We start from the raw sequence: 12,202 nt of genomic DNA, 5'->3' as shown, positions 1-12,202 counted from the left end.
AAAATACCTAAGTATTATAGGTGGTTAAGCCGATAATATTTATTAAGGAAGTGTACATGAAATATTTAGCTCTACTCATACTAGTTCAAATAAATTTAATCTCAGCAAATGTGATTCTTGAAGAAGACCCTTCCTATATTAAAGGTAAGAGCTGTCTTCAAAAAATGTATGAGAAAGACGACTTCGCAGACTTCGACAAAATAAACTCAAAGGTTTCCTGCTTAAAGAAAGTTGAAGTTGATAAAGCAGGAAAAATCTCAAACTTAAATTGTCCTAGTGATCCATTCTTTGAAGATTATTTTACAAATGGTAGTAGTCACAAGTATCAAAACACTTGCCTTCGCTCTGATAGAAATAGCAAATTAAAGAGATTCGAAAATGTTAATTGTGATTGCGTAGAAGAATCTCTAAAGAATATTCATAAGGAAGATTATCCTAAGAAGATTGCAACTTATAAGAAAAAACTTAATGATTTAGCACTATCAAATATAGGAAAGAGGCTTACTAATAAAATCTCAATTCTAAAGAAAACAGACCGTGCCCTATCTTCTAACAACCCTGAAAACTACTGTTTCAATGGAAAGAATAAATATATCATAAATAAAATGGTCTCTAACGGAAAGTGTCCGGGACTTAATGAAAGGTTAAATAAGGCCTTCGCAAAACAACTTGGTTTCACACTTGATGAGAACACTCCTCCTACAGAAGCAATTAACTTACTACTCGATTCAATTAATGCACCAGAAGAGCATTTAAAGAACGTATCAAAGAACTCATGTTTTAAAAGTGATAGCGAATTCAATCAATATTATAATGCTTGGTCTACACATCCAGGCTATGTAAATATGAATGAGACTTTTGATGGATTTACAAAGAACCTTGATCTAGACTCTCCAACACTAAATGACGACTTCTATAAGTATTTAAGAAAAAACAAAATTGAGCTTCACCCTACTCTACGAACTCTAGCCCACGAGAATTTACGCAAACTTCTTGGAGCAGTTAAAGATCAAACATCTAAGGGTCAGACTAATCTAGAAGACTTCTTAAAAGGAAATAATAATGAATGGACAGACAAAGCAATTCACTCTGTGAATAAAATGTGTGCCTATGTTATGGCAGATATGAAAAAGTTGCTATGCCCAAGTGCTGATTTTGCACTAGATGATCCAGAGTTTATAGAAATGATTCACGAATCATCTGACGAAGAAACTAATAGCAAAAATCAAGATAGCTTAATTGAAAATGATTTAGAACTAAAGGCGATCTACTGTGAAAATAAAGATATAAACCAGGTAGACGAAAATGCTAAAGCACTAGCTATTAAAGCGATGTATAAGAACCTACAAAAAGGTAATTATAAAACAAAGTACATTACTTCAGAAAAGTTCGAACAAGTAATAAATGATTTCAAAAATAGTAATAAGTTTAATCCAGATGAAGTAATTGAAGATCTCTTCAATCTTTCTTTCGCAGATCAAAAACTACCAAAAGAGATTGAAACACATAGAAAACTAGGTATTTTAAATGCTTTGACAGATAATATCATTGTCGATCAAAAGCTCTTAACAAATATCAAAAAAGATATTGAGAATCCACAAAGGCAAAAAGACAAGTCTCTAGCTCTTTTAATTACTGCTATGAAGATGAAAGGTAAACTGCACAAAGAGAAGCTAAATACAGTAGAAAGAATGGGGAGTGATTTATTTCCACATATGAACACTTCTTTATCGAAAGCTGAGTTTCAATCGAAATTTCTTAAATCATATAGAGATAAGAACTACACAAGAAACTTTACAGAGTATAGTAAGCACTTCAAGACTGATCCGTACATGAAAGAAGAAGAGTGTGCTAATAACTTTAAAAATATTTATTGTTCCAGCGAAACAAAGATGATGTCAAATATCTCTGATGAGAAGAAGTTATCTTGCTTTAAAAATAAATTACCAGATGTAATGAAAGACTTCTTAGGTACAATCTATCCTGATATAAGAAGACCTTCTTCAATCTGTGACTATTCTCAAAAGATGAGTTCATCATCCCACTCAAAAACTGATGAAGTATCAAAGCATATCGAAAACTTTTTTAAGGATCCAAGTATATATAAAGAAGATGGTTTTTGTAATACTAAGACCTTTGCACAAAGAACGACCTTAGCTTCTTCTAAATATACTATTGGTTCAAGTGACTCTATTCATGGTCTAAGTTTTAGCTCTTCGGACGCTGTAATGTCCACTCATCGAGAGGCCATCAAGGAATCCATTGAACAAATCGCTGACAATATTTCAGATAAAGAGCGTACTCCAGCAGCTACTTCAGGTATTACAAATGATATTATCAACTCGATGAGTGAAGGTATCTCAAAAGTTAGTGACTCTATGATGACTCCTGAAAATAAGAATTACTTTTCAAATATCTCAAAGCAAATTGCTGATATTGAAGAGCAGAACCCTGACAAGAGTTCTGAGAAATATCAAAATGAGTTAAAGAATAAAGAAAGAGAAATGATGGAATACATCAAGCAGCTCGAAGAGAGAATTAGTAAAAAAGAAAACTCTAAAGATAGTACCGAGTCAACTAATATTAGTGCTAACTCAGAACTAGAGGCGTTAAAAAATGAATTGGCACAAGTGAGATTAAAATCTCAACAATTAAAAAACAAAATCACTGCAAGTAAAGAAAGTAAAGTCTCTCCAATAGTAGCAAAGAAATCTTCTGCGCCTGTCATACGTCGTGGACCTGCTTCTTTTGACAATACTCGCTCTAGTTTTGCGACTTCCTCATCTGTACCTGCTGAAAAAGAGACTGTAGCGCCAATAAACAAGGAACAAGCAGTCGCACCGGTCATAAATCAAGAAATGAATCGATCTAAAGACAATAGTATCTCCTTAACCTCAACCACTTCGGATGCCTCTTCGAATATAAAATTTTCAGAAAATGCTGATAATACAGTAAACGTAAAATATAATAATCAAGAGTTTAAATTAGAAGTTTCATTTGCAAAGAATGGTGAAATAATTTGTTCGTTTGCTGATGAGGAACTAAATAAGACAAAGGCAGAAGAACTAGATTCTATATGTAAAGAGTATAAAGATAATTTAAAGACAAGAGATATTGCTTCTAAAGAAGATACTAAAAAAGACCCTAAGAAAAAAGAGCTGCCACAACCACCTAAGAAGAAGCGCTCTCAACAATTTAAAGTCGAAGACCTCAACAAGGTTCTAAGCAACTAGCGTTCCCAGTAACTCTCTTCAAGGCTCTTCTCTTTTAAAGGAAGACCTTGGTAGAGGCGTGGAGAATTCTGTCTCAGAACTTCAAAACTAACTCTATTAGCGTATTTGCAAATTTGGTGTATTGACGAATAAGTCAGAAAGTTATTCTTATGCTTTGGTGAGTTTGGAACGACTTGCTTATGATAGTTATTGGCCGAGATATCATGTAAGACTGCCGCCAAAGCAGCGTCCCCTGCTCCATTGGTATTTTTTATCTCGCCAGGTCCACCCATATATGGATTTATATGAGTATAGATTTTCATAGGCTCTTCACATTGAGACTTAAGCATTGCACGAGAATACTCAAACTCATTATAACCAGCGATACTCTTAGTATGAATCATATCCTTAGTTTCTCTCGCATAGGACTTATCAACATGAGCACATATATAGAGACCTTTCTTTCCAACAGTCAATAAGGCCATATCAACATAATCAAGGGCCTTTTGTCCTGCAAGTAAGTGGTCCTCTTCTTCAAAGAGCGCACTTGCCTCTAATTCATTCATAGCTAAAACTGAGACGTAATCTTTGATTATACTAAGAAAGAAATCTCTCTTTTCACTTACAAGACTTGATGTCCCTAAAGAAAAGATAACAGGAACACTATTTTCTTTCGCCGTTTGAATTGCCTTCATCGTTGCTGCAAAGATAGGAGACTTTTCATCTCTCAATAAATATGTTGAAACGATTAGGGAGCTAGCACCAGCAATTACAGCAGTAGGAATGAACTCACTATCTAGCTCATTCATAATCCCCTTACCAATACCAAATGTTCTCTCTTTATCAGGAGTTAAAAAGCACATGGCCCTGGCCATTTTACCTTGCTTCGGTTGAAGATATGAGAAATCTACTTTTGAACTCGTAGAGCAAATATACTTAAAAGCGTAATCACCAACATGAATATTTTCACAGATTGTACCAAGGGCCACAGATTTATCATCTGAGAGAATAGAATAATTATGTAAAGTATTACCTATACAGCCACCAGCATATTCGCCGATGATCTTTCCACTACTCTTGAGTTCCTGATAAATTTTCTCTACTTTATCATCATCTAAAACACTAGACTCACCCTTTTGAAGTCCATGACTGATTAGGAATTCATCGGAGACTTCAACTTCAATATCTACTAGTAATTGATCTATACCGACCACGTAGATATTCTCTTTGCGATCGAAATCCATATCAAAAGAAACACGTCCTCCCTCAGAAACAGGAAAATAGTGTTTAGTTTTTCTTTTACCAGGAAAGCGCATTTCGACCTCAATATATTGAATTTGCTTGAATTTATACCTAAAATCGCTGGCCCTCAATGGGCCCTATCATTTTTTCACTATAAAGATGTATTAGCACAAATTTCCCATTCCAAAGGTTTGAAATCACGAGCGAAACAACTTATAATTTACTTAATGAATCAAAAACTAATTACAATACTATTGTCCTTTCTTATTACTTTCAGTATTAGTGCGGCCCGAGTTGCAACGATAACGAGTCCTAAGGCAGTAGTTTTCTCTGACCAAAACCTCAGCACACCTATTGGCTATATTTCATATGGTAAGAAAGTAAAAGTTGGAGATGTTGAAAAGAAAGATGGAACAATTCTTCCTGTTATTATTTCTGGTAGAGTTGCCTATATCCAGACTAAAGACATTCTCATCAAAAGAACTGCAGACGACCCAGGTATAACTACTCCCAAAATAACTGAGCATGATGTTGAGATGACTTTTAAAACTGATCAAGACAAGCTTTCAGAAAATAACTTTGTCTCCATTGGTGCAGGTGCTTTAAATGGAGGAGCTGGCTGGCAAGACTACTCTGAGTCTTTTAACGATCAAAGCTCAAGCTTATTAAATGTATCAATTCATATGGAACATAGGGCCCCTCAAAATAGACTCTCTTGGGGTTTTGGAATTAGCTACTATACAGTTACTCAAGAATTTCTAGCATTAAAGACCTTAACTCTTGATGCATCTCTATACTATGCACTAGTCCACTTTCGCTATATTACGATTGAAGGATTTGGAGGTCTTAACTTCTCTGGAGATATAAAGATTTCACAAGGACAAGGCGAACAAATTAGTAAAGGTGTCCTCTATGGATATAATTTTGGGGCCCTTGCTCGTATCATGCCTTATTCTAAAATTGGATTCTACGCTGGTGCATCGATCAAGAGCCTATACATAAATGACATGGAACCACTTCTAAATGATGCAAATCAAGAAGTTAATATCTCTTCACTGTCAGGAATGAATCTATTTGCTGGACTGTCTTACAAGTTCTAATCTTTATAGAGAATATTGCTATCTTCTAATGCTTCACTATCTTTGGCCTTTTCTAAGAAGTACTTCACTTTTTCATCTTCATTTTCAAAGTCACCTTCTTCTTTAACAGTATTGAGGTCTTCTTGTTCTAGCTTTAACTTCTCAGCAGCAGCTTCTTCTTTAATTTTTCTCTTCAACTTTTCAGCTTCATTCTCTCTCAAGTTATCTCGCATAATTGAAAAGTTAGATCCAAACTCCTTGTATGAATAATCATAAAGAGGTGCAAGCACTTCATAGCTCATCTTTCCTCTTTCTAAAAATTGGATCATCTCTTTTATATACTCTTTTTTCTCAGTAACATGGCTCCACGCTGCAAATAAGAATGTAAAACCTTCTTGAGTAATACGACGATGATATGCGAGGTTCTTGTATCTAGCATAAATTTCAATAGAAGAAGACTCCTCACTTGGTCTATAAACTAATGAGCTGATAAATTTAATCCTAATCGCCTCAGAAATCATATCTTCATACTTGGTTGAAATTTTCACCTTATGAATAAATCCTTTATCAAAGACATAAACCATCTCGTCTCTAAAAATACCTTCAAGTCCAATACTTGCCTTTTCAACATCAATTAGTTCAACGATACCAAATGACTTGTTAGAATAATAGGATAGCGCCCTAGCATTAGACGGTAGAAATTCTTTTCGAAACTGAAGTAAGTAAAGATTGTAAGCAAGTTCCTTATAAGAGATCTTCCACAGGGCTTTCCAGTATTCTACATCTAAGAAACTTCCTTGCGGCAATTTTAAAGACTTAGTAAACATATCCTTCCACAAAGTCTTATCATCAACTGAGAGTAAGTAGTTTTTGAAAAAAGGAAGTTCGAATAATTTGTGATGTCTGGTTTTTCGATCAAATTTATAAGACTCTAATATTTTAAATTCAGCAATAACAGACTTATTTCTAAGTTTTAATTTTGCTCCAAGAATTGGTCTATTCTTTCTTCTCTCAACAATAGGAATGAATTCTATTACTGGGTGTTTTATAGGTAGAGGAAGCTCAAAGTTTTGAAAGTGAAAGACTTCCCACAACTCTTTACTCTCAGAACTAAGCCCATCCATTTTATTAAGAGAATAATACTTCCCACTGTGAAGGTAGTTTTGAGTCTGCTCTATTGTGAAGAATTTAGAGCTCATCCCCTTTGTCACAGCAGAGTTATAGAAATGATAAGGAGAGAAACTTACTAGAAATGTCGAAATAACTAGAGTCAATCCTATAAATATGAGGAGAATAATTGCCTTCATACACGACTTTTCGGCAACTTAGGGTGAAACTAAAGAAAAAGGCTAAAAAAAATTGTAAAATATTCGATAAGATAGGTGAGTTAAAATAATTTAAGGATCATACATGAAAAAGTTTACTCTACTAATTATACTTGCGATATCAATCACTTCTTGTGATGCTCCAAGAGATAGAAGAACGGCCTATACTTCAAGAACAGGAAGTACATACTCACCTTCTTACAACTCAACAGGTTCTTCAAATACTGGAAGTTCAACTGATGATACAACAGACTCAACAACTGATCGTGAAGATACAACAACTGATACAGCTATTCCTGATGAAATAAAGCACTGTAGCTGGTCAACAGATGGAAGTACTAATTTTGCTGAGTCTAACTCACACTTAGGACAGTACACAATTTGCCAAAGTACTAATAAGCAAGATGTTTGGATACAAGTTAAAACTCCAATAACAGACGCTCAAGTCTGTATGATTCCAACTCATAATAGTGGCTCAAGTTCTGTTTACGTTGGTGAGCCAAGATGTCTGATGATTTCTGAATCAAAGAAAATTTATAAAGTAACTCTCTATGCAAATAGAAGTGGCTATCAAAACTTTTCAATTTCAGGGGTAATGGTAATGAAAGATAAGTCTTTCTTCTATCCTGCTCCATTTTACCAATATGTTCTTTCGCCAGATGCCTATATCTATTGTTCTCAATTTCTAGACAGGTATAAGGACGCATCATACTGTAATGCATTTAAGCAAGTTGGCCAATACGTCTATAAGCAGTTTTAATTCTTAAGAGGTCCTGAGACTTGTTCTCCGTCGTGATAAAGACGGTACAAGTCTCCGTCAACGGAAGGAAAAGTAAAGACTGGAACAATAATCTCCTCACCTTCACTTGTATCAATATCTAATCTAATACAAATCACAAAATAATAGAAAGAAACTCCTTCTTTATCGTATGCCTTTATATAAGTGTATAGAGTATCTCCTTGCTCATCATCCTTCTTGTAAACTTCGTCAGGATTTTGCATCGTCGTTGCTAAATACTCATCATAGAGTTCGTATTTTTCAACTGGAATATCTGCTATAGATATATTTTCTAAATGCTTAGCAAGTAATTCTGATTTCTTTTTTTCGATAGTTTCAACATCACTTGAAGTAACACCTAATTCATTATCTTCTAAATGAGTATCATCTTCAAAATGTGAGGAAACATCTCTTTGTTCACCAATTCTAAATTCTTCCATCAGAAATTTACTCTCAGTGATAGTCGACAAGAGAACAAAACCTGGATAGGTATCAAAGATAGTACAAAGAACAATTGCGTAAAAGGGCGCGGCACCCTCATGCTCTATTTTCTTTATGAAAGAGAAGATTTCTTCTTGAATGCCATTTTCTAAACACCATATTTCGTCAGGTAGAGTCATCACTGCTTCCATCACACTAATGTCGTTTAAAAAATCTAAACAGCTCTCAGTCTCAACAGCATATTTCTTACGTAATTCTTTTTCTCTAGCTTCGAATTGATCAGTGATCGGCTTAAAGTAATCCTCTATACACTTCTCACCACAAAATGAGCGAGTAGATCCTGCTTCAACAAAGAGGAGATCCTCAAGTTTAGAAACCTCTTGTTTACAATGATAGCAATGATAAAAATCTTTAATAAAACTCATTCAGTTCCTTACATGGAAAACTTTAGACCTGCAAAGAGCGAGTTACCATAAGCCCCAGGAGTATCCCATAGTTTTGCGTCCACTAATGTGTCTACATCCTTGGCCCTACGAGACCTAAATACTCCGCCCATCTCTAATGAGACAAGTGGAGAAATTCCAAGCTGTACAGAAGGCTTTATATAAGAAAATTGGACATCTTCTTTAAGTTTATAAGCTGACTCACTATTTAGAGCATTATCTACAGTAACCATACCACCTTCTACAACAAAGCTGATATCCCCTGAAACGACCCAACCAAGTGAAGTTTTAAGAGTACTGATATTACCAATAGTAAGTTCCTTTGAACTATCCGGGCTACCAGTTAAATTATAATCATAAGCAATGGCTATAGCGAAATTGTAAAAACGCTTAGAGGTTTCAACACCAACAATTTTATCAGTTCTTGTTGTAGCTACTGCCTCGTCACCACCAAAGCTAGCTCCCCCGTAAATATCGACTGTCGCCATTTCTTGAACAGCACCAAATCTTAACCAATTAAAACCAAGGATAACTTTTGGATTACCTTTTTCATAGGCCCCCTCTTGCTTGTTAGTTGATAGTTCATTACTTGCGGCCCAGTAATTAACATCCAAATAGAGGTTATATTGAGTTTGGAAATGGGCCATTAATGAAAGCTTATTCAACTCACCAGAAGTCGTTTGTCCTGCAACTTTTTGCTGTTCATAAGAAGTTAGTAACTCAAATGAAGTTGGGCCGTTATTTGCAGATCTCGATGAACTAGCTGCGGCCGGAGCATTTCTTTTAACTATAGGAGGTGCTGATCTCTTTACATTTGGAGTGCTCGGGGCTGGAGAGCTGCCTTCAATTTGAGAGTAATCAACTAATGCGAATGAGTTCTGAGATATAAAGATTGCGATGAGAGTCGAAATCGTCTTATTCATTATCGGTTCCTTGATAAAAACTATAGGACTCATCATGAGTCCCTATTATTTTACACATAAAAGAGGGCCCAGTTCAACTTTTTGTAAAAAATTGACTATAATTTGCGGATAATATTTATTTTTCTACTAAATAGCTGTAATTATGAGTAATTGATTTCAAAGCAAAACTTACCCGCTAATCTCCCCCACAAGTTTTATATAAGATTATATAAGAATTGTTAGCCAAGGAGAGCGCATTGAACAGTTTAACCCAGAGAAAATCACCTTCTATGAACTCATTGATTGAAATGGCCACTAACGGACACTTTCCAATCCTAGAAAATGAGTGGATTAACTCGATTTTTACTGAAAAGAATAACCTGAGCGATGCCGAGAGAAAGAAAGCACAGAAAATACTAAAAAGAGTTTCAGAGCACAGATCTCTTGAGAGACAGAAAACTGTTATATTCTCTATGAATAATGCTGAAAGAACACTCTTTATAAAAGCTTTCATGAATTTAGTAGAAGGAAGAATACTTGATGAGATGCCTCAACTACATTAAAATTTTAGTAAGTCTTAGCGCTATACTCTCTTGTCTTGCTATTAATGCTGAATACAGAGTGTATCAATATTATGTAAAATCTAGAATTCAACTTCCTGTTGATAATAAAGGTTACCTCGTAACTTCTACATTAGACCCAGTTAGCTATTTAAGTTATCATGGAGGTAACTCATCTATAAGAGTAGACATGCTACGATCATGGATGTGTAAAGGTCACACTGGAAATTTTCAAACGCCTTGTAATGGACCTGAAGAAAACTCTGGAGCTATAATTAGACAATGAAAGTTACTCAAGAATCTACAGCAAAGAACTATTTAGATAAGTTGGCAGAAGGTCAAAGAGATTTAGTTGTAGCTAAAGAACAAGAGTTGAAAAATATTGATAAAGTCTATGAAGCTAAAAAAAGTAATGAAAGACTTGTTGGAGAAATGGAGCTCTTAGATATTCAAGATAGAAATCAGGCCCAAATCGCAGAAAAATTACAGCAAAAAGAAGAAAGGCTTGGAGCAATAAAGACTAACTTTGTCGAAAACCAAACAAAATTAGAAAAAGAAAAAGCTAACCTTATCACTGCTCACCAAGAGAAAATCAGTGATTTAAATACAGTGTATGATTATAAGTATCAAGACTCTTTTGATGAGGCCAATCTCAAGGCCCAAAAGATTAACACTGACACTTCCGTACTTATTAAAGATCTACAATTGAAATCTGACGCTACTATCGAAGGTATTGATTTTGAATCTAAATTGCGCGCTGATGCTAAGACAAGAGAGAATACTCAAGGTCTTAAGCAACAGGAAGTAAATCATGGTATTCAGCAAAAAACTGCGAAGAGTAATTATGAAAGAAAAATGGCAATGGCAGTATCTGAACATGAGAACAAACTTTCAGACCAAAATCACAGACTGCTGGTTGAAAGAAAAGAAAGAGAGAAGTTCCATAATTTAGAGATGCTCAATAAAGAAACACATCACAAAGAATTGTTAAAGCAAGAAGACCAAAGCTTCAAACAAAAGTACGATACTATTGTAAAAACACATCAAGATATCTTAGATAGAGTTACAAATAGATTTAATAATCAAGTGAACTCAATTGTTAAAGACCAAATGCTCTACAAGTCCAATATAACTGATAAGGCCAAGGATGACTTCTACAAGGTTAGCTCCCTTAACCCTACTGTAAAAGAAGGCCTTAAAGATTATGAAGTCTCAATTCAAGTTCCAGTACATGAGAAAGAAAATATTAGACTTACTGCTCAAGGACGAGATGTAACACTGGCCCTTACAAGAAAGTTTACAGATGAAGTAAAAGAAGAAAACGGTGAAATAAATAGATCTCGCAGAAGTGAAGTCTTTACTAAGAAGTTTAAAACTTCTGAAATTCTAAACTCTAAAGATATCTCTCAGTCCTATAATGAAGGCGTTCTAACTTTTAAGATAGCTAAGCTTTAATCATCTTCATGAGTTTCATACTCACTAGTGTGATAATTAATCTTCTCAACTTTTAAAACACTTTTTAATTCCTTTGCTAGGAACTTCATTCTTCTTGGATGAATTGTAATATAGACATTTAAGATTCTTTCGTCATTACTCGTATTAAGAACTTCTTCACTCATTTCATTAATGTCATTTACTTCTGCTAGAATCATTTGTTTTACCTGATTCTTAACACGACCATGAGAGAGAATTTCAACGTGATAAGTTCTGAAGTCTTTTTGAAGAAGAATAAGATTATAAATTGGGTTAAGTAGTTTTAGGACAACTAAAATTGTTACTGTAAAAAGAATGGCCACAAATGGATAACCAGACCCAATGGTTAGACCTATTGCAGCAACAACCCAAATTGTTGCGGCCGTTGTAAGACCTATTACATGTCCTCTTGATTGGATAATTGCCCCAGCACCTAAGAAACCAATACCACTAACAATCTGCGCAGCTATCCTATTAGGATCGGCCATAGAGCCTTCAGGTATATTTAAAAGAGAGACAGAAGTGTATAAGCATGCACCGAGACAAATTAGGATATTTGTTTTAATCCCTGCTGACTTCATCTTACGCTCACGATCTAAACCGACTAGTCCACCTAGAAAGAGGGCCGTGACGATTTGAATCCCCATACCTAGATAAAAGTTAACAGGCCCTAAAAGTTCAAGAATTATTGGATCAGGCGTTTTCATATGACACTCTTTTCTTTAAAATGATTAAGGATTTATTATT

11 protein-coding genes are annotated in these 12,202 nt (G+C 34.8%); 6 read left to right on the top strand and 5 right to left on the bottom strand.

All coding sequences use genetic code 11. The features are described 5' to 3' along the window. The first annotated feature begins 56 nt into the window (after positions 1-56). Complete coding sequence (locus DPQ89_RS13955) at positions 57-3,233, top strand: hypothetical protein (RefSeq protein ID WP_127717643.1); 3,177 nt, start codon at positions 57-59, stop codon at positions 3,231-3,233. On the opposite strand, the gene DPQ89_RS13950 is transcribed toward DPQ89_RS13955, so the two are convergent. Further along, positions 3,230-4,528: an inosine/guanosine kinase gene (locus DPQ89_RS13950; protein WP_127717642.1), complete on the bottom strand. Its 1,299-nt coding sequence runs from the start codon at positions 4,526-4,528 to the stop codon at positions 3,230-3,232. The genes DPQ89_RS13955 and DPQ89_RS13950 overlap by 4 nt on opposite strands. Positions 4,529-4,681: 153 nt before the next feature. Between DPQ89_RS13950 and DPQ89_RS13945 the strand changes: the two genes are divergently transcribed. After that, positions 4,682-5,554, top strand: a complete 873-nt coding sequence (locus DPQ89_RS13945; protein WP_127717641.1) for a hypothetical protein — start codon at positions 4,682-4,684, stop codon at positions 5,552-5,554. On the opposite strand, the gene DPQ89_RS13940 is transcribed toward DPQ89_RS13945, so the two are convergent. Further along, entirely contained in the window at positions 5,551-6,840 is a 1,290-nt protein-coding gene (locus DPQ89_RS13940; protein ID WP_127717640.1) for a hypothetical protein, read from the bottom strand. The two genes, DPQ89_RS13945 and DPQ89_RS13940, sit on opposite strands and share 4 nt — an antisense overlap. 103 nt (positions 6,841-6,943) lie before the next feature. Between DPQ89_RS13940 and DPQ89_RS13935 the strand changes: the two genes are divergently transcribed. Next, entirely contained in the window at positions 6,944-7,618 is a 675-nt protein-coding gene (locus tag DPQ89_RS13935) for a hypothetical protein (RefSeq protein ID WP_127717639.1), read from the top strand. On the opposite strand, the gene DPQ89_RS13930 is transcribed toward DPQ89_RS13935, so the two are convergent. Both DPQ89_RS13930 and DPQ89_RS13925 read right to left on the bottom strand, forming a co-directional pair. Then, a complete protein-coding gene (locus tag DPQ89_RS13930) occupies positions 7,615-8,502 on the bottom strand; it encodes a hypothetical protein (RefSeq protein WP_127717638.1) in 888 nt (295 codons plus the stop codon). The genes DPQ89_RS13935 and DPQ89_RS13930 overlap by 4 nt on opposite strands. Before the next feature lie 8 nt (positions 8,503-8,510). Next, positions 8,511-9,443 carry a hypothetical protein gene (locus DPQ89_RS13925; protein ID WP_127717637.1) on the bottom strand — a complete coding sequence of 311 codons (933 nt, stop codon included), beginning with the start codon at positions 9,441-9,443 and terminating at the stop codon, positions 8,511-8,513. A gap of 236 nt (positions 9,444-9,679) precedes the next feature. On the opposite strand from DPQ89_RS13925, the gene DPQ89_RS13920 reads away from it, so the two are divergent. Genes DPQ89_RS13920 through DPQ89_RS13910 form a run of 3 tightly spaced genes read left to right on the top strand, consistent with a single transcriptional unit; the run spans position 9,680 to position 11,437 of the window. Then, a complete protein-coding gene (locus DPQ89_RS13920; RefSeq protein ID WP_127717636.1) occupies positions 9,680-9,985 on the top strand; it encodes a hypothetical protein in 306 nt (101 codons plus the stop codon). After that, the gene (locus tag DPQ89_RS13915) at positions 9,963-10,268 is read left to right on the top strand and encodes a hypothetical protein (protein WP_164848426.1); all 306 of its coding nucleotides are present in this window, start codon (positions 9,963-9,965) and stop codon (positions 10,266-10,268) included. The genes DPQ89_RS13920 and DPQ89_RS13915 overlap by 23 nt, the downstream gene beginning before the upstream one ends. After that, entirely contained in the window at positions 10,265-11,437 is a 1,173-nt protein-coding gene (locus DPQ89_RS13910; RefSeq protein WP_127717634.1) for an Hsp20/alpha crystallin family protein, read from the top strand. The genes DPQ89_RS13915 and DPQ89_RS13910 overlap by 4 nt, the downstream gene beginning before the upstream one ends. On the opposite strand, the gene DPQ89_RS13905 is transcribed toward DPQ89_RS13910, so the two are convergent. Next, positions 11,434-12,162 carry an MgtC/SapB family protein gene (locus DPQ89_RS13905; RefSeq protein ID WP_127717633.1) on the bottom strand — a complete coding sequence of 243 codons (729 nt, stop codon included), beginning with the start codon at positions 12,160-12,162 and terminating at the stop codon, positions 11,434-11,436. The genes DPQ89_RS13910 and DPQ89_RS13905 overlap by 4 nt on opposite strands. Between the last annotated feature and the right edge of the window lie 40 nt (positions 12,163-12,202).

This window comes from Halobacteriovorax sp. HLS (assembly GCF_004006665.1).
GTDB lineage: Bacteria > Bdellovibrionota > Bacteriovoracia > Bacteriovoracales > Bacteriovoracaceae > Halobacteriovorax.
This window is presented reverse-complemented; position numbering and strand designations above follow the sequence as displayed.